The sequence below is a fragment of the Spongiactinospora gelatinilytica genome (genome assembly GCF_003236385.1).
Classification (GTDB): domain Bacteria; phylum Actinomycetota; class Actinomycetes; order Streptosporangiales; family Streptosporangiaceae; genus Spongiactinospora; species Spongiactinospora gelatinilytica.
Genome location: NZ_POUA01000034.1, coordinates 12,406 through 33,495, shown reverse-complemented (window position 1 = coordinate 33,495; position 21,090 = coordinate 12,406). Strand labels below are relative to the sequence as shown.

30 protein-coding genes and 1 pseudogene are annotated in these 21,090 nt (G+C 72.4%); 20 read left to right on the top strand and 11 right to left on the bottom strand.

The features are described from left to right. The first annotated feature begins 483 nt into the window (after positions 1-483). From C1I98_RS42660 to C1I98_RS42650, 3 genes are read left to right on the top strand one after another with little or no spacing between them, the layout of a single operon-like run. Positions 484-978, top strand: coding sequence for a hypothetical protein (locus tag C1I98_RS42660; protein WP_199536783.1), 495 nt, complete (start codon positions 484-486; stop codon positions 976-978). Continuing rightward, positions 975-1,730, top strand: a complete 756-nt coding sequence (locus C1I98_RS42655; protein ID WP_199536782.1) for a questin oxidase family protein — start codon at positions 975-977, stop codon at positions 1,728-1,730. The genes C1I98_RS42660 and C1I98_RS42655 overlap by 4 nt, the downstream gene beginning before the upstream one ends. A gap of 9 nt (positions 1,731-1,739) precedes the next feature. Next, positions 1,740-1,886, top strand: coding sequence for a hypothetical protein (locus C1I98_RS42650; RefSeq protein ID WP_199536781.1), 147 nt, complete (start codon positions 1,740-1,742; stop codon positions 1,884-1,886). Between the two features lie 28 nt (positions 1,887-1,914). On the opposite strand, the gene C1I98_RS07205 is transcribed toward C1I98_RS42650, so the two are convergent. From C1I98_RS07205 to C1I98_RS07190, 4 genes are all read right to left on the bottom strand, one after another. Next, positions 1,915-3,507: an ABC transporter permease gene (locus tag C1I98_RS07205; protein WP_111166289.1), complete on the bottom strand. Its 1,593-nt coding sequence runs from the start codon at positions 3,505-3,507 to the stop codon at positions 1,915-1,917. After that, positions 3,504-4,427, bottom strand: coding sequence for an ABC transporter ATP-binding protein (locus C1I98_RS07200; protein ID WP_111166288.1), 924 nt, complete (start codon positions 4,425-4,427; stop codon positions 3,504-3,506). The genes C1I98_RS07205 and C1I98_RS07200 overlap by 4 nt, the downstream gene beginning before the upstream one ends. Continuing rightward, positions 4,420-5,100, bottom strand: a complete 681-nt coding sequence (locus C1I98_RS07195; protein ID WP_111166287.1) for a TetR/AcrR family transcriptional regulator — start codon at positions 5,098-5,100, stop codon at positions 4,420-4,422. The genes C1I98_RS07200 and C1I98_RS07195 overlap by 8 nt, the downstream gene beginning before the upstream one ends. 112 nt (positions 5,101-5,212) lie before the next feature. Next, on the bottom strand, positions 5,213-5,659 hold the full coding sequence (locus C1I98_RS07190; protein ID WP_199536780.1) for an ester cyclase: 447 nt from the start codon (positions 5,657-5,659) through the stop codon (positions 5,213-5,215). Positions 5,660-5,746: 87 nt separating this feature from the next. Here C1I98_RS07190 and C1I98_RS07185 point away from each other — a divergent pair, with 87 nt between their 5' ends. Beyond that, on the top strand, positions 5,747-6,652 hold the full coding sequence (locus tag C1I98_RS07185; protein ID WP_111166285.1) for a LysR family transcriptional regulator: 906 nt from the start codon (positions 5,747-5,749) through the stop codon (positions 6,650-6,652). A gap of 4 nt (positions 6,653-6,656) precedes the next feature. Here C1I98_RS07185 and C1I98_RS44925 read toward each other — a convergent pair whose 3' ends face one another. Further along, on the bottom strand, positions 6,657-6,896 hold the full coding sequence (locus C1I98_RS44925) for a WYL domain-containing protein (RefSeq protein WP_497844299.1): 240 nt from the start codon (positions 6,894-6,896) through the stop codon (positions 6,657-6,659). A gap of 208 nt (positions 6,897-7,104) precedes the next feature. Next, positions 7,105-7,182: pseudogene (locus C1I98_RS45575) on the bottom strand (hypothetical protein); the annotation flags it as partial. 16 nt (positions 7,183-7,198) lie between these two features. On the opposite strand from C1I98_RS45575, the gene C1I98_RS43665 reads away from it, so the two are divergent. The 5 genes from C1I98_RS43665 (at position 7,199) to C1I98_RS07160 (ending at position 9,556) form a co-directional block, all read left to right on the top strand. Next, entirely contained in the window at positions 7,199-7,585 is a 387-nt protein-coding gene (locus C1I98_RS43665; RefSeq protein ID WP_233507360.1) for a hypothetical protein, read from the top strand. Between the two features lie 241 nt (positions 7,586-7,826). Beyond that, positions 7,827-8,522, top strand: a complete 696-nt coding sequence (locus tag C1I98_RS07170) for a class I SAM-dependent methyltransferase (protein ID WP_158557949.1) — start codon at positions 7,827-7,829, stop codon at positions 8,520-8,522. Then, a complete protein-coding gene (locus tag C1I98_RS43660; protein ID WP_233507341.1) occupies positions 8,509-9,042 on the top strand; it encodes a DUF7134 domain-containing protein in 534 nt (177 codons plus the stop codon). The genes C1I98_RS07170 and C1I98_RS43660 overlap by 14 nt, the downstream gene beginning before the upstream one ends. 17 nt (positions 9,043-9,059) lie before the next feature. After that, complete coding sequence (locus C1I98_RS43655; RefSeq protein WP_233507339.1) at positions 9,060-9,221, top strand: histidine kinase; 162 nt, start codon at positions 9,060-9,062, stop codon at positions 9,219-9,221. A gap of 17 nt (positions 9,222-9,238) precedes the next feature. Next, positions 9,239-9,556: a response regulator transcription factor gene (locus tag C1I98_RS07160; protein ID WP_233507336.1), complete on the top strand. Its 318-nt coding sequence runs from the start codon at positions 9,239-9,241 to the stop codon at positions 9,554-9,556. On the opposite strand, the gene C1I98_RS07155 is transcribed toward C1I98_RS07160, so the two are convergent. Continuing rightward, positions 9,531-10,151, bottom strand: a complete 621-nt coding sequence (locus C1I98_RS07155; RefSeq protein WP_111166280.1) for a TetR/AcrR family transcriptional regulator — start codon at positions 10,149-10,151, stop codon at positions 9,531-9,533. The genes C1I98_RS07160 and C1I98_RS07155 overlap by 26 nt on opposite strands. 67 nt (positions 10,152-10,218) lie before the next feature. Continuing rightward, a complete protein-coding gene (locus tag C1I98_RS07150) occupies positions 10,219-10,548 on the bottom strand; it encodes a hypothetical protein (RefSeq protein ID WP_111166279.1) in 330 nt (109 codons plus the stop codon). 12 nt (positions 10,549-10,560) lie between these two features. On the opposite strand from C1I98_RS07150, the gene C1I98_RS07145 reads away from it, so the two are divergent. From C1I98_RS07145 to C1I98_RS07130, 4 genes are all read left to right on the top strand, one after another. Continuing rightward, positions 10,561-11,112: an efflux MFS transporter permease gene (locus C1I98_RS07145; RefSeq protein WP_199536778.1), complete on the top strand. Its 552-nt coding sequence runs from the start codon at positions 10,561-10,563 to the stop codon at positions 11,110-11,112. Between the two features lie 7 nt (positions 11,113-11,119). Beyond that, positions 11,120-11,632, top strand: coding sequence for a toxin-antitoxin system HicB family antitoxin (locus tag C1I98_RS07140; protein ID WP_111166278.1), 513 nt, complete (start codon positions 11,120-11,122; stop codon positions 11,630-11,632). A 74-nt stretch (positions 11,633-11,706) separates the two neighbouring features. Then, entirely contained in the window at positions 11,707-12,549 is an 843-nt protein-coding gene (locus C1I98_RS07135) for a DUF4097 family beta strand repeat-containing protein (protein ID WP_111166277.1), read from the top strand. An 8-nt stretch (positions 12,550-12,557) separates the two neighbouring features. Further along, positions 12,558-12,860 carry a YciI family protein gene (locus C1I98_RS07130; protein WP_233507333.1) on the top strand — a complete coding sequence of 101 codons (303 nt, stop codon included), beginning with the start codon at positions 12,558-12,560 and terminating at the stop codon, positions 12,858-12,860. Here C1I98_RS07130 and C1I98_RS07125 read toward each other — a convergent pair. Continuing rightward, the gene (locus tag C1I98_RS07125) at positions 12,852-13,832 is read right to left on the bottom strand and encodes a helix-turn-helix transcriptional regulator (RefSeq protein ID WP_111166276.1); all 981 of its coding nucleotides are present in this window, start codon (positions 13,830-13,832) and stop codon (positions 12,852-12,854) included. The two genes, C1I98_RS07130 and C1I98_RS07125, sit on opposite strands and share 9 nt — an antisense overlap. A gap of 137 nt (positions 13,833-13,969) precedes the next feature. Here C1I98_RS07125 and C1I98_RS07120 point away from each other — a divergent pair, with 137 nt between their 5' ends. Further along, positions 13,970-14,365, top strand: coding sequence for a RidA family protein (locus C1I98_RS07120; RefSeq protein ID WP_111166275.1), 396 nt, complete (start codon positions 13,970-13,972; stop codon positions 14,363-14,365). A 201-nt stretch (positions 14,366-14,566) separates the two neighbouring features. Here C1I98_RS07120 and C1I98_RS07115 read toward each other — a convergent pair whose 3' ends face one another. Both C1I98_RS07115 and C1I98_RS07110 read right to left on the bottom strand, forming a co-directional pair. Next, on the bottom strand, positions 14,567-15,370 hold the full coding sequence (locus tag C1I98_RS07115; RefSeq protein WP_111166274.1) for an ABC transporter permease: 804 nt from the start codon (positions 15,368-15,370) through the stop codon (positions 14,567-14,569). Next, positions 15,367-16,311, bottom strand: coding sequence for an ATP-binding cassette domain-containing protein (locus tag C1I98_RS07110; RefSeq protein ID WP_111166273.1), 945 nt, complete (start codon positions 16,309-16,311; stop codon positions 15,367-15,369). The genes C1I98_RS07115 and C1I98_RS07110 overlap by 4 nt, the downstream gene beginning before the upstream one ends. A gap of 84 nt (positions 16,312-16,395) precedes the next feature. Between C1I98_RS07110 and C1I98_RS07105 the strand changes: the two genes are divergently transcribed. From C1I98_RS07105 to C1I98_RS07080, 6 genes are all read left to right on the top strand, one after another. Then, the gene (locus tag C1I98_RS07105) at positions 16,396-17,160 is read left to right on the top strand and encodes a TetR/AcrR family transcriptional regulator (protein ID WP_111166272.1); all 765 of its coding nucleotides are present in this window, start codon (positions 16,396-16,398) and stop codon (positions 17,158-17,160) included. Between the two features lie 141 nt (positions 17,161-17,301). Then, a complete protein-coding gene (locus C1I98_RS07100; RefSeq protein WP_233507356.1) occupies positions 17,302-17,715 on the top strand; it encodes a YciI family protein in 414 nt (137 codons plus the stop codon). 8 nt (positions 17,716-17,723) lie between these two features. Then, positions 17,724-18,971 carry an RNA polymerase sigma factor gene (locus tag C1I98_RS07095; protein WP_111166293.1) on the top strand — a complete coding sequence of 416 codons (1,248 nt, stop codon included), beginning with the start codon at positions 17,724-17,726 and terminating at the stop codon, positions 18,969-18,971. A 46-nt stretch (positions 18,972-19,017) separates the two neighbouring features. Then, positions 19,018-19,722, top strand: a complete 705-nt coding sequence (locus tag C1I98_RS07090; protein ID WP_111166270.1) for a TetR/AcrR family transcriptional regulator — start codon at positions 19,018-19,020, stop codon at positions 19,720-19,722. Continuing rightward, positions 19,719-20,579 carry an alpha/beta fold hydrolase gene (locus tag C1I98_RS07085; RefSeq protein WP_111166269.1) on the top strand — a complete coding sequence of 287 codons (861 nt, stop codon included), beginning with the start codon at positions 19,719-19,721 and terminating at the stop codon, positions 20,577-20,579. The genes C1I98_RS07090 and C1I98_RS07085 overlap by 4 nt, the downstream gene beginning before the upstream one ends. Positions 20,580-20,642: 63 nt before the next feature. After that, complete coding sequence (locus C1I98_RS07080) at positions 20,643-21,083, top strand: helix-turn-helix transcriptional regulator (protein WP_111166268.1); 441 nt, start codon at positions 20,643-20,645, stop codon at positions 21,081-21,083. Positions 21,084-21,090 lie beyond the last annotated feature (7 nt).

Genomic DNA, 21,090 nt, shown 5'->3' with positions numbered 1-21,090 from the left:
GGGCGGGCGTTCCGTCTCACGTCGGCCCAGGACCGATGTTCACACCCCAGCATACGTAGCCGCCGTGGGCGCCGGTGCGGGCCTGACCGCCCGAATGTTTCTGGTGTCGCCCAGAGCATGCGACGTTCCGTCCCGGCCACCCATCGACTCAAACGCAAACCGCCATTAACTCATATTGACAACTCTTGTCAGAGGAGATGTGTGGGCGTACGATCAAGGCGCTTTGCACCGGATCAAACATGATGCGAACCGAAAGGAGTACCTTTGCTCTCCGCAGGGCCGACGATATTACGCACGTTCCCACTCTGCGCAGCCGCAGGATTGCTTCTCGCGACCACATTGACCACGATTCCCGCAACGGCCGAAACCGGCCCCCTTCCTCTTCCCATCCCCATCGCCACCTCCACGCCTGTCCCCGGAGAATTGCACGGGGCCGCCGCCGAGACACGCCGAGTCACACGCCGTGCCGATGGCCGGATATCGATGGAGCTCTGGTCACGCCCGGTACGCCTGAAACAGCAGGACGGAAAATGGGCCTGGATCGACACCCGCCTGACCAGCCAGGGCGGCGTGATCAAGCCCAAGCTGACCAAGGCCCCGCTGACCTTCTCCGCCGGAGGAAACACCCAGCCTCTGGCGAAGATCTCAACAGGCGAGGGACGCTCACTGGCCCTGTCATGGCCCTCACCGCTCCCGCCGCCGGCCCTGTCGGGCGGCACAGCGACCTACACCGACGCCGCCGGCCCCGGAGCCGATCTCGTGCTCACCGCCCTGGCCGCCGGTTTCCGCTACGACATCGTGGTGCGCAGGCGCCCGGACCAGCCGCTCGACCTCACGCTGCCGCCTACCCTCACCGGGCTCGTCCCGACCGCCGACGGCCACACGATCACCGATACGCGAGCCCGGCCGGCACTGCTCGCCTCCCGGCCCCGCGTGCCGGCAGGCCCCGGCCGGACCAAGGCGTCAAGGCCGGGGTGAGCACGGCCCCGGACGGCGCGATCAGGATCCGGCTGGACCCGGGCCGAACCGCTTCCGGTAAGGACGCCTTCCCCTTCACGGTGAGCGGCGCCCCCGACCGGCTCGGCGACTGGCTGACGTTCTTCGGCCGGGAGGTGCGGGAGCAGCCGTGGCGTGCCGTGTTGGAGACTTGGTGGCCACGGCTGCTGCCCGGTATCGCGGCCGGGGCCACTCACGGAGTGATCCGCACCGGACACGCGGTCCACGCGCTGTTACAGCGGCAGGACGAGACGCGGCTGGCCGAACTGGGCCAGGCGCTCGGTTACTGGGCGGCGCGCTGGCAGCCCATCGCGGGTTTCGGCGCGCCGTCCGGTACCGCCGGGCCGGGGAGCGCCTTGGCCGCCCTCCCCCGCGTCCCGGACCAGAGCAAGGGCATCAACCATCGGCTCGAACAGCTTGCCGAGGTCGCCGAGTGGGGCCCGGCCCTGGCCTCGCTCAAGCCGGCCGCCGATGCCGGGCAGGCCCGGGCCGGTCTCATCGAGCTCGCGGACGCGGCGACCCTGCGCTATCTCACTCATGCGCATGGCTCTCCCATCATGCTGGTCCACGCCGCGACCGCGCCGACGGCGGTACTGCGGACTCTGCCCGCGTTGCCCGCGCACATGTGGGGGGCCGGCCTCGACGCCGCGTGGGCGGCCGCCGCCGCGGTGACCGCGGCCTACGCCCCGGCGGCCGCCGCCACCCGGCGAGAGCCGCCCACTGCCCCCGGCTAGGCGGAGGAGGTGTTCGACCTCGCCGTACGGCATGGGGACGAGCATGTGATCAAGTTCGCCGACACGGCGCTGGAGGTCCACCGCCGTACCAGCGACCTCGCCGCTCTCGCCACGGTGGTCCGCGGGATCAGCCTGATCGAGCCTCTTTCCTCCTGACTGCGAGATCACCGTGAGCGGGCGGGCCTCAGTGGAAGTCGCGGTGGCGCAGGCACAGCAGGCCGCCGCCGAGGAGGGCCGCTGTGACGGCGAGCAGGGCCGCGATCGGCAGGATGTCCGCCGGGGTGGCGGTGAAGACGTTGGGCACGTAGTGGAACGGCTCCAGCGGGCTGCCGCCCCACTGGCCGTACAGGGGGCCGGCGACCTGGCCGAGTGCGGCGGTCAGGGCCCAGGCCGTCCAGGAGACGGCCGCGCAGGCACGGGGCAGCAGACCGTACGCGAGCACGCACACCGCTCCCACGCACCACGCGGCCGGTACGGTGGCCAGCGCTCCGGCGAAGAAGCGGGGCAGGTCGGTGGTGAGGTCGCCGGCGAGCAGTGAGTACAGCGTGCCGAACACGAGCCCGGCGACGGCCATCAGCGCGGCGGTGCCGAGGCCGGTCACCACCAGGTGGCCGGCCGCCCACCGGAGCCGGGTCATCGGGGTGGCCTGGACGGCCTCCGCGCGGCCCGAGGTCTCCTCCGCGCGCAGCCGCAGGATCATCAGCACCGGGTAGAGGGCGACGGCGTACGCGAGGATCAGGATCAGGTACCAGGAGTAGGCGCCGAGCGTCCCGGACATGCCGAGGAGGCTGCGGATGTTGTCCACCACGAGGCTCGGCCGTGAAAGCAGGTCGCGGGCCAGCGGGCTGAGCCCGGCCGCCGCCGCCGCGAAGAACGCCACCCCGGCCGCCCATTTGGCCAGCAGACTCCGGTGCAGCCGCCAGGCCAGGCTGATCGGGCCGCGTAGTTCGGGGGCCCTCGCGCGTCCGAGGCGTTCGGGGAACAGCCCGGCGCCGAGGTCGCGGCGGGCGAGCAACCGGTAGGCGACGGCGAGCAGGACGGCCCCGGCCGCGATCGAGACCCCGAGCATCCACCACCGTTCGTCCTGGTAGGGCCGCACCAGGTGGCCCCACCCGATCGGGGACAGGTACTTCGGCCACTGCTGCCCGCTCGCGTCAGCGACGTAGCGCATGACGTGGCCGGCGGCGAGCGCGGCCAGGCCGATCGCGGTGGCGGAACGGGCGTTGCGCGCCGCCTGGGCGGCGACGGCGGCGAGGCCGGCGAACACCCAGCCCGCCGCCGCGACGGCGGCCCCGTAGGCGAACGAGCCGAGCGGCTGCAGCCCGGCCCCGATCAGCGCCACGGCCGTGCACAGCCCGGCGGTCAGGCTGATCCCCGCCGCCACCAGCACGGCGGCGGTCAACTGGGCCTGACGGCTCACCACGGCCGAACGGACCAGCTCGCTGCGGCCCGCGTCCTCCTCCCGGCGGGTGTGCCGGACGACGGACATGACGGCCGCGAACGCACTGGCCACGTAGAGGAACCCGCCGCTGCGCCAGGTGGCGAGCACGTCCAGCCGCGGTTCGACGGATGCGCCGCCGAGCCCCTGGAGGAACGCGTTGCTGCGAATGATGTCGATGTAGGTGAGTTTCAGCTCGTCGGTGCCCATGTTCCGGTTGACATAGGCGACCATCGCCAGGCCCAAGGCCACGATCAGCAGGATCCACCAGGGGGCGATCGCCCGTTCCCGGCGAAGGGCCAGGCGGACCAGGGGCCCGGTACCGGTCAAAGCGGTCATCGTGCCGCCCCCACGTGCCGTCCGCCGCTCGCGCCGGTGCGGTCGTAGTGCCGCAGGAACAGCTCCTCCAGGGTCGGCGGCCGGCTGATGAGCCCGCGTACGCCTGCCTCGGTGAGCCGCCTCAGCACGGTGTCCATGGCGTCGGTGTCGACGTCGAACCACACCCGCTCGCCCTCGGCGCGCAGGCCGTGGACGCCGGGCAGATCGGCCAGGCCCCGCGGCGGCGCGGCCAGGTCGGCCTGGATGGAGGTACGGGTGAGGTGGCGCAGGCCGGCCAGGGTGCCGCTCTCGACCGTCCGCCCGTCCTTGATGATGGTCACCCGGTCGCACAGCGTCTCGACCTCGGCCAGGATGTGGCTGGACAGCAGCACGGTCCGGTGCCCGCCGCGCCGCCCCTCGCGTACCGTCTCGCGGAAGACCTCTTCCATCAGGGGGTCCAGGCCGGAGGTCGGCTCGTCGAGGATGAGCAGTTCGGCATCGGAGGCCAGCGCGGCGATCAGCGCGACCTTCTGCCGGTTGCCCTTGGAGTAGGTGCGGCACTTCTTGCGGGGGTCCAGGTCGAAGCGCTCCAGCAGCTCGGCGCGGCGTCCCTCGTCGAGCCCGCCGCGCAGCCGCCCGAGCAGGTCGATCACCTCGCCGCCGGACAGATGCGGCCACAGCGTGACATCGCCCGGCACATAGGCCAGCCTGCGGTGCAGCTCGGTCGCGTCGGCCCACGGGTCGCCGCCGAGCAGCCGGGCGGTGCCCGCGTCCGCGCGCAGCATGCCGAGCAGGACACGGATCGTGGTGCTCTTGCCCGCGCCGTTGGGGCCCAGGAAGCCGTGTACCTCTCCGGTGCCCACCACGAGGTCGAGGCCGTCCAGGGCGCGGGTGCCGCCGAACGCCTTGACCAGGCCGGTCACCGATATCGCGTCACTCATGGGGGTGCTCCTCGATCGAGCGCGGTGCGGTCTCGGTACCGGCCTGGGGCTTGTTCAGGGCGTCGCGGTGGGCGGCGGCCTCTTCGGGGCTGAGCCAGGGGTGGGAGTAGAGGTCGAGCAAGGTCAGGGCGAGCCGGTGAGCGCCCTCCTCGCCGGAGACGTCGGCCCCGAGCCCCCGGGAGATGTGCTCGTGGAGAATCCCGACGGCCAGCGCCATCGCCGTGCCCACCGTCGCCCTGGCCTTGCGGTCGGTGAAGGGGGGATCGGAGCGGCGCTCGTCGAGCCGGGCGAGCCACTGCTCGCTCATCCCCACCATCGCGTCGAACACCGGCTCGGCCCAGCCCTCGGTCAGGGCGCGGGCCAGGTATCGCTGGTAGGGACCGAGGGCCGCCATGGAGGCCGCGACGTGGTTCAGGCGGACGCCGGAGGGGTCGGCGCCCACCTGCTCGTTGATCCTGGTGATCAGCTTGACCAGGTGCTCGTCGCACGCCTCGCGCAGTTTCTCCTTGGACCCGAAGTGGTGGCGCAGCAGCCCCGGGGACACCCCGGCGGCCTCGGCGATCGCCCGGGTCGTCGCCCCCTCGAAGCCGCGCTCCCCGAACTGCCGCAAGGCCGCGTCTCTGATCCGCGCGCGGGCGGTCAGGTCCTCAGGGTCGGGTGTTGATGCCGGCACTTCCCGCTTCCTCCTACCCAAGCGACTAGGAAGTTGTTCGCTTGGAGAAGAGGCTATCCGATTGCATCAAAGGTTTGCAGCGTCAGGGTGCCCGATGCCCGCCGGCGCGGCGCTATTTTCCTTCGGCGCCCATCTGGCGCAGCAGCGAGCGGTTGTCCCTGGCCACCCACTCCTCGGCGAGGCGGCCTTGGTCGTCGAACCGGAAAATGTTGATCAGGTCGAACACGACGCGTTCGCCGTTGGGCGGCAGCGGACCGGCCGGTGACTGGGTGAACTCGCGGACGAAGGTGCCTTCGATCCAGGTCTGGCAGGCGATGTGGTCGCCGTCGGCCACGACGATGCCGCGCCGGATCGAGCGGTCCTCGAAGGCGTCGCGGATCGCCGCGAAGTAGGCGTCCAGCCCGGCGAAGCCGGACTCGAAGCCGTCCGGCCCGTGAAAGCGGAACTTCTCCGTGTCGAAGTACATCGCCGCCTCGGCCGGGTCCTCGCGCGACACCTCCAGCTCACCGGCGCGGATCAGGCGGGCGATGAGGTCGTCTTCAGTGAATCGCTTGGTCATGACTCCAGCCTGCCCGCTGCGAGCCATGCCGTCCAACGATGACTCGTCATCTCTCCCATGACATACTCGCATGGTAGTTTCGGCGGCATGGCTGAGTTCACCCTCACCGGCCTGCGCGTCCTGCACCAGGTCGCCACCGTGGGATCGTTCACCCGGGCCGCCGAGCTGCTCGGCTACACCCAGTCGGCCGTCTCCCGCCAGGTGGCCGCCATGGAGGCCGCCGCCGGAGCGCCGCTCTTCGATCGCGGCGGGCGCGGCGTGGCCCTCACCCCGGCGGGCCAGGTGCTCGTCCGGCGCGCGACCGAGATCCTCGCCGACCTCGCGGCGACCGAGCTGGAACTCGCCGGGCTGCGCGACCGGCTCGCCGGCCGCCTGGTGATCGGCGCCTATCCCACCGCCGCCATGGCGCTGGTCCCGCGTGCGATGGCGCAGGTGACCTCCGGCCATCCGGGTCTGGCCGTGGTCTTGGAAGAGGCCTCGACGCCCGCCCTGCTCCGGCGGCTGCGCGCCGGCCGGCTGGACGTGGCGATCATCGGCGTCGGTCACGGCCTGCCGGACTACGACCTGAGCGAGCTGCGGCAGACCATGGTGCTACAAGGCGGCCTGCGGGTGGCCGTCCCGGAGGCGCACCGGTTCGCGGGGCACTCCCGCGTCACCGTCGCCGACCTGGCCCAGGAACACTGGATCACCGGAGACGGCGCGGCGGGCGAGCCGCAGTTCAGGGCCTGGCCGACGCTGTCCGACCCGCGCATCGCCCACACGGCGCGCAGCTGGTCGACCCGGCTCGGCCTCGTCGCGGCCGGTCTGGGCATCACGGTCATCCCGGAGCAGGCCCTGCCGGCGCTGCCCGCGGGCGTACGGGCGGTGGCCGTCGCCGACGGCCACTGGACGGGCCGCGCGACCGTCGCCGTCACCCGGCCGCACCCCTCCGCCCAGGCACAGGCCATGGTAAGCGCCATGCAGGACCAGGCCGCCCACCTGCACGACGACTGATCGCTCACTCGCCGGTCACCTGCCGTGCCGCGTCGAGGAGGCGGGCGCCGAGCGCGTGGATGTGCTCGATGAGTTCGGGCGGCTCGTGCACCTGGAAGGGAACGCCGAGCTGCGCCACCCACATGGCCAGCTCGTCGAGGGAGTTCGAGCCGGTGCTGAGGACGCTCACATCGTCCCCGACCGCTTCGACCACCGCCATCGTCGGCGCCATCCGGGCGGCGATCACGTCGGCCGGGGCCTGCACCGTGAACCGGCCGCGGTAGCGGTAGGGGTCGACGGAGATCCGCTCGGAGACGTACCGCGCCAGGTCGGTGCCGGGCGGCTCGCGGGGGGTGAAGCGCGGCCCGTTCGGGGTGCGCAGGCGCAGCCGGTCGACACGGAACGTGCGGCAGTCCTCCCCGGCCGGTGTCCCACGCCACCAGGTACCAGCGGCGGCCCGAATTGACCAGCCGGTACGGCTCGGCGGTGCGCCGGTCCCGGGTGCCGTCGTGCGAGCGGTAGTCGAACCGCGGGCTTTCCCGGTGGCGCACGGCCGCGGCGATCGCGGTGCCCGACTCGCCCGCGGCGCAACTGGCGTGGATCGCGGAGAAGTTCAAGGAATTGACCGACCCGGCCCGCGACCTGCCCGAGGACGCCGTGGACATCGACCAGATGCTCATCGACGTGAGCATCTACTGGTTCACCCGGACCGCCGCCTCGGCCGCCCGTCTGTACAAGGAAGGACAGAAGGGCTGGGGAGCGGTGGCCGAGTACTCCGCGCTGCCGCACGGCGTCGCGGTCTTCCCCGGCGACGCCGGAGTCCGGCGGATCGCCGAGCGCGAGCACAACGTCGTGCACTGGTCGGAGTTCGGCCGAGGCGGCCACTTCGCCGCGATGGAGGCACGCGGCCTGCTCGTACAGGACGTCAGGGCGTTCCTCCGCCCCCTTCGATGAGTGCCTGACCCGATGTTCACCCGCCTGAAGCGACGACCTCCCGCTGCCGGGCAGCGGATTCTCCAACCGAGCCTGCCGCCGCAAGGCCGCAGGTCCGGCCGGTGCCCCGCATCGGCCGGAAGTACTACTCCCCCAGGACCGCGGTCCCGGGAAAGCGTCATCATGTCAGGAGCCCGGTCTCGGCGGAAGATCATTCTTTCCGTCGATGAACCGGGCCCCGGGCATCAGCAGGCTGAAATGCATGCCCGACATTCACGACCGCCTGCACCGGACGTTCTTCCGAGCCGTCTCGCTGCTTTCCGCCCGCACGCAGGGCCGCTTTCTCCGCGGCTTCTTCCAGTGGGTCCATCACGCCCCCGACCCATGGCGCTACGAAACCGAGCCGTACGAGATCGACAAATACGAAGTGACGCTACGCCACATACCCGGCCGCGCCTACCTGCGCGCCCTTGACGTGGGGTGCAGCGAAGGGGCGTTCACCCGCCGGCTGGCCCGCGCGTATCCGGAAGCCGAGTGCGTGGGCGTGGACGTCTCTGCGCAGGCCGTCGCCAGGGCGGCGGCGAAGGCGGCCGGTACCGCGAGATTCGTGGCGCTCGATTTCCTCAACGACGATCCCGGCGGCATATTCGACCTGGTCATCTGCGCTGAAGTGCTTTATTACGTGGGCCGCGGCGAACGGCTGCGGCTGATTTTCGAGCGATTTCGCACCTTCATGGCTCCCGGCGGGGTCTTGGTACTGGTACACGAATGGCCGGAGGCGCGCCGCCTCTATCGGTACCTGGACGAGAGTCCGTCCTTCCGCAAAGTGGCCGAGCATCCCTACGAACATCCCGAGCGCTCGTACGCTGTCACGGTGTACGAACGTGTGGAGCCGCCTCACCCGGCCGCGCCCGCCTCCGCGGCAACCGTGCACCGGTCCCGTGATGCGTTCCGCTGACCGCCGCCTGCCACGAATCGCGGGAACGATCACCGCGGTCTGGAGGAGCCGCCCCTGGATTGCGGATGCCGCCGTCGCCGTGGCGGTGCTGGCGGCGGAATTGCCCTACCGCGACGCGGACCTCGCACTGGTGGCGCTGGCATTGGCGGTCTCCGGAGCGATGGCGGCGCGGCGGGGGCACCCGATCGCCGTGGTCGCCCTCGTCGGCGTGCTCTGCGTGCTGGGCGCCCGGCCGCCGTGGCACGACGCGCCGGTCAGCGCCATGATCATCGCGCTGTACGCCGTGGGCAGGCACACCCCGGCGTGGGCCTCAACGGCCTCGGCGGCGGTGGCCATGGCCGGGCACTGGTTGCTCTACGACCTGCCCTGGGCGCCGGCCCCGCTCGGGATGACCGTGGCCCTCGCGCTGACCCCGGCGGCGCCGGTGGCGGCCGGGCACATCATGCGGCTGCGAGGGGAACTGGCGCAGCGGCGCGAGCAGCGGATCGCCGCCGCCTGGCCCGCGAACTGCACGACCTGATCGCCCACCACGTCAGCGTGGTGGGCCTCTACATGGGCGTGGCCAGGCGGACGATCTCCGCCGACCCGGAACGCGCCCGGCTGGCCCTGCGCACCGGCGAGGACACCGTCCGCCAGGCGATGACGGAGATGCGTCACCTGCTGGAGGTGCTGCGCACCGACGGCGAGCCGAAGAGCTGATCGAGGGCATCAAGATCGTGCATCGGGGTGAGGCGACGGTGGCGCCCCGGCTGCTGATCGGCCTGATCGGCACGTTCGTGCGCCCGGCGCGCCCACGCGGGTTCGTGCCGCCCGGTGAGTTGTCGGTGCTGAGCGAACGCGAGCTGCGAGTGCTGGAGCTGATCGCGCACGGCCTGTCCAACACGCAGATCGCCCAGGAGGTGGGGCTGTCGGTGTCGACGGTGAAGAACCGGGTGAGCGACCTGTTCGCCAAGCTCGGCATCCGCGACCGGGCCCAGGCGGTGATCGTCGCCTACGAGGCCGGGTTGGTCAGGCCGGGCGACGGCCGTCCGTGAAGGTCCCGGTCAGGCAGTGCTGGACGAGCGGGCCGAACCGGGCCACCAGCTCATCGACGGGCGCGGAGGCCAGCGGCTCGACCCTGACGATGTACCGTGCCACCGCGAGCCCCAGGATCTGGACGGCCACCATCCCGGCCCGCTCGGCGGCGTCCGGCGTGTCGAGCATCGCCGCCAGCCGGCCGGTGAACTCCCGGTCGATGTACTCCAGGAGCAGCGCCTCGGACTCATCATGGGTGGCGGCCGAGCGGGTGAGCGTCAGCAGCGGGGCGCGGTCGGATCGCTCGATGCTCTCCACGACCGTGCGGATCATGCGCTCGCCGATGCCGTCCAGACCGCCTGCGAAGACCGACTCGATGGCCGGCGGGACGTGCGCGGACATCTCCAGGGCCGCGCCGAACAGGCCCTGCTTGGTGCCGAAGAAGTAGAACACCATCGCCGCGTCGACCCCGGCCTCGGCGGCGACCGCCCGCACGGTGGTGCCGCCGTAGCCGTGCTCGTGGAACAGCTTGCGGGCGGCCGCGAGGATCCGCTGCCTGCTCTCCGCGCCGGTCCGCCAGCGCCCGGGGCGACCGTGGGTCTTGGGTTCTGTCATGGCGTGGGCAGTCTATCGAAACCCTTCTTCACCGCCCGATCGAGCTTTGTGGCGGCCACCGGATCGCCTACCGCCGGGCGGACGGCTCGCCCAGGTCGAGCGCGGCCAGTTCGCGGCGCGAGGTGATGCCGAGCTTGGGATAGGCCTTGCAGAGGTGGTACTCGACCCCGCGCCAGACCGCGGCCAGGCGGCGCAGCGCCTGCTCAGGGCGGCCCAGCGACAGGTCGAGCAGGCTGAGCGCGCAGTCGGCGGCGACCCGGCTGGAGTCGGTCGCGGCATGGGCCAGGCGCCGGTAGCGTTCCTCGTCACCCTCGATCGCGGCGATCCAGGCGAGCACCATGTCCAGCCCCTCCGACCTGCGGCGAAGGCCGGTGTCACGGGCGATGAGGGAACGCAACCGTGCCCTGCGGTGTGGGCGATGGCGGGCGCGGGCGGTCTGAGCATCGGCTCGCTCGCCGGCGGCGTGCTCACCCAGGCCCTGGCCTGGGAGGCCGTCTCTTACGTGAACGTGCCGCCCGCCGTGATCGGCATCATCGCCGCGCTGCGGCTGCTGCCCGCCGACGGGCGCGCCGCCGCGGGGCGCGTCGACATTCCCGGCGCGCTGACCGGCACGGCCGGGGTCACCTTGCTGATCTACGCGATCGCCCAGGGGTCGGAGACGGGCTGGCCGCCCACCGCCGTCGCCGCGGCGGTGCTGTCACCGGCGCTGATCGCGGTGTTCCTCATCCTTATCCTGCTGAACGCCCTCGGCGGCGTGCTGCTGGGCCTCGGGCTCACCGCCGACGGCTCCTGCCTCACGGTGCCGGCCGGGATCGTGGTGGTCGGCCTGGGCATGGGGGTGACCTACGAGGGCATGTGGATCGCCGCGGCGACCGGCGTGCCCGCGCGGGGGCCGGGCTCGCCATCGACGCCTTTGTGGGCCAGCGCACCAGGTTGCATTGACGCCATGGTGACGTCATAGTGGTGCCATGGATCTGATGCCGTACGTCGACCGGCTCCGCCATGAGCTCGCGGCCGCCGCCGCGACCGGTGGGGAGGAGTCCCGTGCCGTCGCCGAGCGGCTGACCGGGGCCCTGGAGCCGGCCGCCCGGCTCGCCCTGCTCGAAGCGCTGTCCGCGGCCGCGGGCGAGATCACCCGCGATCTGGCGCCGGGCTCGGTCGAGGTACGGCTGCGCGGGCGCGACCCGCGGTTCGTGGTGACCGTGCCGCAGCCGCACGGCCAGGCCCCCGAGCCCGGCGGCGACCCGGCTCCCCCGGTGCCGCCCGTCTCCGACGCCGATGAGGGGAGCCCGGCACGCGTCTCGCTGCGCGTCCCCGAGCACCTGAAGGCGCGCATCGAGGAGGCCGCCGGCCGGGAGGGCCTGTCGCTCAACGCCTGGCTGGTACGGGCCCTGACCGCCGCCGTCCAGGGCGAGGGCGGCCGGGCCCGCACGCCCCGGCGGCAGCAGACCGGGCACCGCTACACCGGCTGGGTCCGTTAGCCCCGATCACCACCACCCGACGCCCGCCCCCGCCGGGGCGGCAAGGCCCCGCGACCCATGAAGGAGGGCAGGCCGTGCCAGCATTCGACACGCCCGAGCCGATCTCCGCCACGATCTCGATCGGCACCGGCAGTGTCCGGATCAACGCCGGCGACCGCGGCGACACACTCGTCGAGGTGCGCCCCAGCGACGCGTTCAACGAGGCGGACGTACGGGCCGCCGAGCAGACCAAAGTCGACTTCTCCCAGGGGCACCTGCTGGTGAAGGCGGCCAAGGGCCGGACGATCTCGCTGTTCGGGTGGGGCGGCTCGGTCGAGGTGACCATCGACCTGCCGGCCGGGTCGCGCGTCGAGGCCGAGGGGGCGGCCGACATCCACGCCCAGGGCCGGCTCGGCGAGTCCACCTTCAAGACCGGCAGCGGCGACATCTGGCTCGACCGCACCGGCAGGCTGCGCGCCGACAGCGCCAACGGCGACATCACCGTGGCCGCGACGCACGGGCCCGCCGACATCGTCGCCGCCAACGGCGCGGTCAGGGTCGGCAGGATCGACGGCACCGCGGTGGTCAAGAGCGCCAACGGCGACATCACCGTCGGCGAGGTGACCGGCGACAGCCGGTTGAGCACCGCCTACGGCGACATATCGGTGGGCCTGGCGCTGGCCTCCGTCGATGCCAGGACCTCCACCGGCGGCATCCGCGTCGGCGAGGCCGTGCGCGGCTCGATCACCCTGGAGACCGGCTACGGCGACCTGGAGGTGGGCATCCGGCCGGGCAGCGCCGCCTGGCTGGATGTGAGCGCGCCCTACGGCGGGGTGCGCACGTCGCTCGCCGCGGCGGACGGCCCGCTGCCCTCCGATGAGACCGTCGAGGTACGGGCCGGCACCTCCTACGGCGAGATCTTCATCCACCGCGCCTGACCGCGGAGATGTTCCTTTCCGGTTTCCTTGAGTGGATCGGCGGCGAGGCGCTGGCCGATCCGTTCAACAGCAGGACGGTACGCGTGCGCGACGGGGTGCCCGCCGTCACCGACGGGCCCTACCTGGAGGCCAAGGAACACCTGGCCGGATACTGCCTGGTCGAGTGCGAGAGCCTGGAACGGGCCACCGCAGATCGCCGCGCGCTGGCCGGACGCCCGTTACACCGGCATGGAGGTCCGGCCGCTGATGAACGGCGCGGGCATGGAGATGTGACCGGCCATGTCATGCAAGGTCGGAGACCGTCAGGGTGACGCCGCGTAGCGGGCGGCGATCGCGGCGGCGCGGTCGCGCAGGGAGTCGCGCAACCACTGCGGGCTCAGGGCCTCGGCATCGGTGGTGAGCTGCCACAGCGCCCATTCGGCGTGCCATGCGTCCTGGTAGGTCACCTCCAGCCGGAGCCAGCCGTCCGCGTCGGGTTCCCTGCCGGGTTCCTCGGTGCGGACGGCCAGCGCGGTGCCCGTCAACTGCTCCCGCCGGGCCGGTTTCACCCGTACCCGCACGGGGATCTGGTCGGGCAGGAACCGCGCGCAGCGTTCCCGCCACAGCCGGTCCAGCTCGACCTCGTCCGGTCGCTGCGCCGGTTCGGGCAGCTCCTCGGCGGCCAGCATTCGCGACAGCCGGTAGGTGCGGTCCTCGCCGGATCTGGTGGCCAGCAGGTAGACCCGGTCGCGTACGGTGACCATGCCGATCGGGTCCACCGTGCGCCACTGCGGCGGCCGGCCCGTGGCCGCGTAGTGGATGCGCAGCCTGCGTCCGGCCAGCACCGCGCTCCGGACCTTGATCATCGTGGTGTCGGGCACCTCCTCGGTGACCAGCCGGCGGGAGAGCAGGTCGGTCTCCGGGTCGATGAGGAATCGCCGGGCCGCGTCGCTCGCGGTGGCCCGATGGCCTTCCGGTAGCGCGTCGGCCACCTTGCGCAACGCCGAGGCGAGCGCCGGGCCGAGGCCGAACACCTGCTCGCCGCGCCCCGATCCGGCGGCCAGCAGGGCAAGGGCCTCGTCGTGGTTCAGCCCGGTCAGCTCGGTCCGGAAGCCGGGCGACAACGCGAAGCCGCCGTGCCGGCCGCGTTCGGCGTAGACCGGGACGCCCGCCGCGGACAGCGCCTCGATGTCGCGCAGCACCGTGCGGGTGGACACCTCCAGCTCGCGGGCCAGCGCGGGCGCGCTCAACCGGCCGCGCTGGCGCAGCAGCAGCACCAGCGACACCAACCGGTCGGCACGCATAGCGAAAAATTTACCGGAATACACGACAAAGGATGTCGTGATTCGCTGGGAGGCTTGCCACCGCGACGTCGAGGACGGTGGCCACCGAGCCGATGTACGTATCCACTTCCGATAGATCGAACGGAGCCGATGTGGCAATGCAGCGAACGGCGGTCAACCCGTGGCCGTGGTCGGTTGAGATGGGGTACAACCAGGGCGAGATCGTCTCCGGGCACACCCGGACCCTGTACTGCTCCGGGCAGACCGCGATGAGCGCGGAAGGCAAGCCCGAGCATGCCGGTGACATGGCGGCGCAACTGGCGTCGAGCCTGGACAACCTGGAGGCCGTGCTCGGCGAGGCCGGCATGTCCCTGGCCGACCTCGTCCGGCTCAACGTCCACACCACCGACGTCGATCTGCTCTTCCAGCACTACGGCGTGCTGGCCTCCAGGCTGGGCGCCGCCGGGGCGGCGCCGCCCACCACCATGCTCGGGGTCACCCGGTTGGCGCTCCCCGCCCTGATGGTCGAGCTCGAGGGCACCGCCGTAGCCTGACGCGACCGGCCCCGCCCCCGGGGGCGGGGCCGGTGGTCCGGCCGCCCTCGACCGGTCCGTGCCGTCAGCACGCCGGTGAGCCAGTCGTGGACCAGCGAGGACGTCAGGCTTCGGAGCCCTGAGCCTCGATGTACTCCCGCCCCGCCCCTGACCGGCAGCGCCCGTGCGACGCGGATCGCCCCACGAACACCGCCGGCGTGGTCAGCGGTTCAGGTCGCGGTAGCGGCGGGTGGCCAGCGGAGCGAACACCGCGATCAGCGCGAGCGGCCAGGCCAGCGCCAGCGCGACCGCGTGTTCGGCGGCGAAGGAGGCGCCCGCCGGTCCGGGGTTGCCGAACAGGTCCCGGATCGCCGCGACGGTGGCGGACAGCGGATTCCACTGCGCCACCGCCGCGAGCCAGGCGGGCATCGTCTCCGGCGGCACGAACGTGTTGGACACGAACGTCAGCGGCCAGACCAGGATCTGTATCGCCGCCAGCATCTCCGGCCTGCCCACCACCAGGCCGAGCCAGATGCCGACCCACAACATCGCGAAGCGCAGCAGGAGCAGCAGCGCGAACGCGGCCGCCGCCCGCCCCGCGCCCTCATGGAACCGCCAGCCGACGGCCAGCCCGCAGACCACCATCACGGCCAGGCCGAGGACGGAGTTGAGCAGGTCGGCGACGCTGCGCCCGGCCACGACCGCCGAACCGCTCATCGGGATGGACCGGAAGCGGTCGGTGACGCCCTTGGCGGCGTCCCCCGCCACCGCGGCGAAGGTCGTCTCGATGCCGAACAGCATGGTCATCGCGAACATGCCGGGCATCAGGAACTCCCGGTAGTCGCCGCCGCCCGGCAGTGCGACGGCCCCGCCGAACAGGTAGCCGAACATCAGCACGATCATCACCGGGAACAGCAGCCCGATCACGATCTGCGCGGGCTGGTTGACCCAGTGCGTCAGGTCGCGCCTGGTGATCGTCCAGGTGTCGGCGACGGCCCAGCCGAGCCGTCCGAGCATCGCGGTCATGACCGCCCTCCCGTCAGGGTCAGGAACACCTCGTCCAGCGTCGGCCGGCGCACCGCGATGTCCTCCGCGGCGATGTCGCGTTCGCGCAACGCCCTGGTCAGGTCGCCGAGCGCGGCCACCCGCTCCTCCACCGGGACGCTGACCCGGCGGACGGCGGGCTCGGCGCGCGGTTCGGCGAGGCCCACCTTGGCCAGGATCTCGGTGACGGCCGCGAGGTCGCGCCGTTCGCGCACCACCACGTCGATGCGGTCGCCGCCCAGGCGCGACTTCAGTTCCTCCGGCGTGCCGCGCGCGATGACCCGCCCGTGGTCGATGACGCAGATCATGTCGGCCAGGCGGTCGGCCTCCTCCAGGTACTGGGTGGTGAGCAGCACGGTGGTCCCGCCCGCCACCAGATCGCGTACGGCGTCCCACATCTCGTTGCGCGCGCCGGGGTCCAGGCCGGTGGTGGGCTCGTCCAGGAACAGCACCTTGGGGCGCAGGATCAGCCCGGCGGCCAGGTCGAGCCGCCGTCGCATGCCTCCGGAGTAGCGCCCGGCGGGCTTGCGGCCGGTGTCGGCCAGGCCGAAGCGCGCGAGCAGTTCGTCCGCGCGGCGGGCGGCGGCCCCCAGGTGGGACAGCCGGGCGAACATCTCCAGGTTCTGCCGCCCGCTGAGCTGCTCGTCCACGGCGGCGTGCTGGCCGACCAGGCCGATGCTGCGCCGTACGCCGGCCGGGTCGCGGGCCACGTCGTGGCCGGCCACCAGGGCGCGGCCCGCGTCGGCGCGCAGCAGCGTCGACAAGATCCGCACGGTGGTGGTCTTGCCCGCCCCGTTGGGTCCGAGCAGCCCGCACACCGCGCCGGCCGGGACGTCGAGGTCCAGCCCGTCCAGCGCGGCGGACCCGCGATAGCTCTTGCGCAGGCCCTCGGCCAGTACGGCGGTGCCGGGGGAATCGCTCATCACACCTCCAAAACTCTCTACAGCGTAGAGAGTAACATAGAATACCGTACAGCGTAGAGAGTTTCTGGTGGGGACAATGTGAGGATGACGACCGAGTACAGCGGCAGCGGTGACCCACGGCGCAGCATCGAACTGCTGTGGGGCGTCCAGGAGCGCCCGCGGCGCGGCCCCAAGCCGAAGCTGACCGTGCCGCAGATCGCCGCGGTCGCCGTCGCCGTCGCCGACGAGGAAGGGCTCCCCGCCCTGTCCATGCGCCGCCTGGCCGAACAGCTCGGCGTCACCGCGATGTCGCTGTACACCTACGTCCCCGGCAAGGCCGAGCTGATCGACCTCATGCTCGACACCGTCAACGGCGAGCTGGACATGCCCGCCGACCTCCCCGGCGGCTGGCGCGGGCGGCTGCGGCACATCGCCCACCAAAACCGCGCGATGTACCTGCGCCACCCCTGGCTGCTCCAGGTCGCCACCAGCCGCCCGCCGCTCGGCCCCAACCTGGTCGCCAAGTACGACTACGAGCTGCGCGCCCTGGACGGCATCGGCCTGACCGACGTGGAGATGGACCTGACGCTCTCGATGATCAACGACTACGTGCACGGCGCGGCCAGGGGCGCGCTGCACGCCGTACACGTACGCGACAGTTCCGCGGTCACCGACCAGCAGTGGTGGGAGCGGGCCGCCCCCATCCTGGCGGAGGTCCTGCAGCCCGAGCGCTACCCCACCGCCACCCGGGTGGGCGTGGCCGCCGGCCAGGAGTTCGACGCGGCCTACGACCCCGAGCGGTCCTTCGCCTACGGCCTGGACCGCCTCCTGGACGGCGTCGCGGCCCTGATCGCCACCCGCGAGCACTGACCGGCCCCGTTGAGGGGCGGCGTCCGTAACATGTGCCGCGAGGCGGCCGGCGTGTCCGGTCCGGCATGCTCGCTCCGACGTACCTGGTGAGCGGCGCCGGGGAAAGCGGGCGCCGACCGAGAGGAGACACCGGTGAAATACATGATCATGATGTTCGGGTCGCAGCGGGACTACGACTTCCTGACCGGCAAGCCCGGCGACACCCCGCCGTGGCCGGACGAGGGCGTCGCCGCGCTGCACGCCTTCATGGAGAAGTGGAACAGGGACCTGGTGGAGTCCGGGGAGTTCGTGGACGGCCAGGGACTCAGCGCCCCGGTGCACGCCCGGCGGGTCGAGCTGCGCGACGGGGTGCCGGTCGTCACCGACGGCCCCTACCCCGAGACCCAGGAGGTCCTGGCCGGCTACACGATCGTGGAGTGCGACAGCTTCGACCGGGCCACGCAGATCGCCGCGCTGCTGGCCGGTACCCCGCACCCGCGAGACGCGGCCCTCTCCCACGAGTGGTACGTGGACGTGCGGCCGATCGCCGGCGGCCCGCCACAGATCGAGGCGTGAGCGGCCCGATGCGCCAGGCCGGGACCGAGGACCTGCTGCGCGAGCTCACGCCGCGGGTCCTCGGCGCGATCGTACGCCGCTACGGGCACTTCGACACCGCCGAGGACGCCGTCCAGGAGGCGCTGCTGGCAGCGGCCCGAAGCTGGCCGGACGGCGGCAGGCCGGACGACCCCGCGGCCTGGCTGATCACGGTGGCCTCGCGCCGGCTGACCGACCTGCTGCGCGCCGAGCAGTCCCGCCGCCGCCGCGAGGACGCCGCCGCGCGGCGCGAACCGCTCGCCCACAGCCTGGCCCCGGACTCCGCGCGCTCGCCCGCCGACTCCGACGACACCCTCATCCTGCTGTTCATGTGCTGCCATCCCGCGCTCACCCCCGCCTCGCAGATCGCGCTCACCCTGCGGGCGGTCGGCGGCCTGTCCACGGCGGAGATCGCCCGGGCGTTCCTGGTGCCCGAGCAGACCATGACCCGGCGCGTCACCCGCGCCAAGCAGCGCATCCAGGCGAGCGGCATCCCGTTCGCCGCGCCGCCCCCCGCCGAGCGCGCCGAACGGCTCGGCGCGGTCCTGCACGCGCTGTACCTGATCTTCAACGAGGGTTACGTCACCACCTCGGGCCCGGTCCTGCACCGCGCCGAGCTGTCGGCCGAGGCGATCCGGCTGACCCGCATCGTGCACCGGCTACTGCCCGGGGACGGCGAGGTCGCCGGGCTGCTGGCGCTCATGCTGCTGACCGACGCGCGGCGACCGGCCCGCACCGGCCCGGACGGGTCGCTGATCCCGATGGCCGAACAGGACCGCACGCTGTGGGACGCCGGGCGCATCGCCGAAGGCCTGGCGCTGTTGTCGCGGACCCTGCCCAGGGGCGCGCCGGGGCCCTACCAGCTCCAGGCCGCCATCGCCGCCGTCCACGACGAGGCACCCGACGCCGCCTCGACCGACTGGCCGCAGATCACCGCCCTGTACGAGGTGCTGCTGCGCATCGCGGGCAATCCCGTGGTGGCGCTGAACCACGCGGTGGCCGTGGCGATGTCCCGCGGCCCGCGGGCGGGCCTGGAGCTGCTGGCCGCGATCGAGTCGGACGGGCGGATGGCCGGTGACCACCGCCCGCACGCCGTACGCGGGCACCTGCTGGAGATGGCCGGGGACCATGCCGCGGCGCGCGCCGCCTATCTGACCGCGGCCGAGCGCACCACCAGCCTCCCCCAGCAGCGCTACCTGCACGCTCGCGCCGCCCGGCTCCTTGCCGGCCCCTCGTAGTGACCGATACCCTGAAACCGGTCACTACGAGGAGGGGGGTCATCGCATGCCCCGGCCGCAGATCCCGCACCGGCGCGAGCGGATTCTCGACGCCGCGCAGACGCTGATCCTGGAGCGCGGATTCGACGGGATGAGCATGAGCGCGCTGGCCGAGCGCTGCGGCATCGGCAAGGGCGCGCTCTACCTGGAGTTCGCCGGCAAGAACGAGCTGGTCGACCAGCTCATCGCCCGCAGCATGCGGCGGATCACCACGGCGCTTTCCGCACGACTGGCCGCCGACGGCGTGGCGAGCCTCGGCGACCTCTACCGCGTCGTCGCCGCCGCACTGCTCGGCGACGACCTTCTCACCGCCGCCTACCTCGACGACGAGGGCGTGCTCGGCGGCTACGCCGCCACTCGCGCCGACGACCGCTACCAGCGCAGATTCGCCTGGATGGACGGATACCTGCGGCTCCTGCAGCGCGACGGCTCCCTCGACGCCGACCTCGACCCCGACGCCCTTTCCCTCGCGCTCGCCGCCTTCACCGTCGGGCTGCTGTCGCTGTCGAAGGTCGTCGGGCCACTCAGTCCCGAGCGGCTCGCCGCCACGATCGGCGCCTTCGCCACCATCGTGGATCGCGCCGTCACCCCCGCCGACGCGCCGGCCGCGATGTCGCCCGCCGCGTACGCGAGCATGCGCGACCTGCTGGACCGGCTCACCGCCGAGAACGACCACCCCGATCCCCGCGGCCCCGCACCGGAGGCACCATGAGCGAAACCCGTCACAACGCCACGACCGACTGGACGAACACCCCGCACGGGCTCGAAATGCGCGTCCTGCAACGCCCCGGCACCGCCCTACACTACTGGAGCGGCGGAAAGCCCGGCGGCACGCCGGTCACCTTCCTGCACGGCGCGACGATGGACCACCGCATGTTCAACGCACAGGTCCCCGGCGTTCTCGGCCACCGCCGCGCCCTCGTCTGGGACGCCCGCGGGCACGGCCGCTCCCAGCCCTTCGGCCCCGGCGGGACGGGCATCGAAGACCACGTGGAGGACCTGGTGGCGATACTCGACGACGCCGGCGTCGAACAGACGATCATCGTCGGGCAGTCCATGGGCGGCTACATCGCCCAGCATGCGATCCGGCTCCACCCGCACCGCTTCCGCGCCCTGGTCGTCGTCGGCTGCACGCCGATCGCGGCCCCGCTGTCCGCGATGGACTGGCTGATCCTGCGCCTGACCTACCTGTCCTTCGGCCTCATGCCACGCGGCGCCCTGCGGACGATGTTCGCGGCCGCCACGAGTGTGCGCGACGACGTCCGGGCCTACGCGGTCGACGCGATCGGCCAGGTGGGCCGGCGCGCGACCGTGCAGATCTTCGCCGCGGTCGCCACCGCCCTGTCCCGCCGCGGCCTGCCGGGGTTCCGCGTCGAGGTGCCGTTCCTGCTGACCCACGGAGAGCGCGACGGCACCGGCAACATCCGCAAGGACGGCCCCGGATGGGCGGCGAGCGACCCGCGGATCAGGTACGTGGTGATCCCCGACGCCGGGCACAACGCCAACCAGGACAACCCCGAGGTGTTCAACCGCGAGTTCCACCGCTTCCTGGCCGAGTTCGGCGACTGAGCGTGCAGGCGCTTTCGCGCAGGTCACGGGGTGATTGTCGGTGGGTGGGTATACGCTGCTGGCATGACTCCGCAAGACCTCGCCAACCTCGCGCACCTGCGTCGGGCGCGGGATCTGATCGACCGCGAGTACGCCCGCCCGCTCGACGTGCCGACGATGGCCCGCCACGCGCTGATGTCACCGGCGCACTTCTCCCGGCAGTTCCGGGCCGCCTACGGCGAGACCCCCTACAGCTACCTCATGACGCGCCGCATCGAGCGGGCGATGACGCTGCTGCGCGCCGGGGTGAGCGTGACCGACGCGTGCATGGCCGTGGGCTGTACCTCCCTGGGTTCGTTCAGCTCGCGCTTCACCGAGCTGGTGGGCGAGACGCCGAGCGCCTACCGCGCCCGCGAGCACCGCGCGGTGGCGGCCATGCCCCCGTGCGTGGCCAAGGTGCACACCCGGCCGGCCAGGACCACTCCGAGCAGGATCGGAGAAGCCGGACGCGAGGCCGCGGCCTAGCGTTTAC

What these genes read in the sequence shown, in the direction of transcription:
- C1I98_RS42660 (WP_199536783.1), top strand. Translation starts at nt 484, where the DNA reads ATGGAGCTCTGGTCACGCCCGGTACGCCTGAAACAGCAGGACGGAAAA.
- C1I98_RS07205 (WP_111166289.1), bottom strand. Translation starts at nt 3,507, where the DNA reads ATGACCGCTTTGACCGGTACCGGGCCCCTGGTCCGCCTGGCCCTTCGC.
- C1I98_RS07200 (WP_111166288.1), bottom strand. Translation starts at nt 4,427, where the DNA reads ATGAGTGACGCGATATCGGTGACCGGCCTGGTCAAGGCGTTCGGCGGC.
- C1I98_RS07190 (WP_199536780.1), bottom strand. Translation starts at nt 5,659, where the DNA reads ATGACCAAGCGATTCACTGAAGACGACCTCATCGCCCGCCTGATCCGC.
- C1I98_RS07185 (WP_111166285.1), top strand. Translation starts at nt 5,747, where the DNA reads ATGGCTGAGTTCACCCTCACCGGCCTGCGCGTCCTGCACCAGGTCGCC.
- C1I98_RS07170 (WP_158557949.1), top strand. Translation starts at nt 7,827, where the DNA reads ATGCCCGACATTCACGACCGCCTGCACCGGACGTTCTTCCGAGCCGTC.
- C1I98_RS43660 (WP_233507341.1), top strand. Translation starts at nt 8,509, where the DNA reads ATGCGTTCCGCTGACCGCCGCCTGCCACGAATCGCGGGAACGATCACC.
- C1I98_RS07155 (WP_111166280.1), bottom strand. Translation starts at nt 10,151, where the DNA reads ATGACAGAACCCAAGACCCACGGTCGCCCCGGGCGCTGGCGGACCGGC.
- C1I98_RS07140 (WP_111166278.1), top strand. Translation starts at nt 11,120, where the DNA reads ATGGATCTGATGCCGTACGTCGACCGGCTCCGCCATGAGCTCGCGGCC.
- C1I98_RS07130 (WP_233507333.1), top strand. Translation starts at nt 12,558, where the DNA reads ATGTTCCTTTCCGGTTTCCTTGAGTGGATCGGCGGCGAGGCGCTGGCC.
- C1I98_RS07125 (WP_111166276.1), bottom strand. Translation starts at nt 13,832, where the DNA reads ATGCGTGCCGACCGGTTGGTGTCGCTGGTGCTGCTGCTGCGCCAGCGC.
- C1I98_RS07120 (WP_111166275.1), top strand. Translation starts at nt 13,970, where the DNA reads ATGCAGCGAACGGCGGTCAACCCGTGGCCGTGGTCGGTTGAGATGGGG.
- C1I98_RS07115 (WP_111166274.1), bottom strand. Translation starts at nt 15,370, where the DNA reads ATGACCGCGATGCTCGGACGGCTCGGCTGGGCCGTCGCCGACACCTGG.
- C1I98_RS07110 (WP_111166273.1), bottom strand. Translation starts at nt 16,311, where the DNA reads ATGAGCGATTCCCCCGGCACCGCCGTACTGGCCGAGGGCCTGCGCAAG.
- C1I98_RS07105 (WP_111166272.1), top strand. Translation starts at nt 16,396, where the DNA reads ATGACGACCGAGTACAGCGGCAGCGGTGACCCACGGCGCAGCATCGAA.
- C1I98_RS07100 (WP_233507356.1), top strand. Translation starts at nt 17,302, where the DNA reads ATGATCATGATGTTCGGGTCGCAGCGGGACTACGACTTCCTGACCGGC.
- C1I98_RS07095 (WP_111166293.1), top strand. Translation starts at nt 17,724, where the DNA reads ATGCGCCAGGCCGGGACCGAGGACCTGCTGCGCGAGCTCACGCCGCGG.
- C1I98_RS07090 (WP_111166270.1), top strand. Translation starts at nt 19,018, where the DNA reads ATGCCCCGGCCGCAGATCCCGCACCGGCGCGAGCGGATTCTCGACGCC.
- C1I98_RS07085 (WP_111166269.1), top strand. Translation starts at nt 19,719, where the DNA reads ATGAGCGAAACCCGTCACAACGCCACGACCGACTGGACGAACACCCCG.
- C1I98_RS07080 (WP_111166268.1), top strand. Translation starts at nt 20,643, where the DNA reads ATGACTCCGCAAGACCTCGCCAACCTCGCGCACCTGCGTCGGGCGCGG.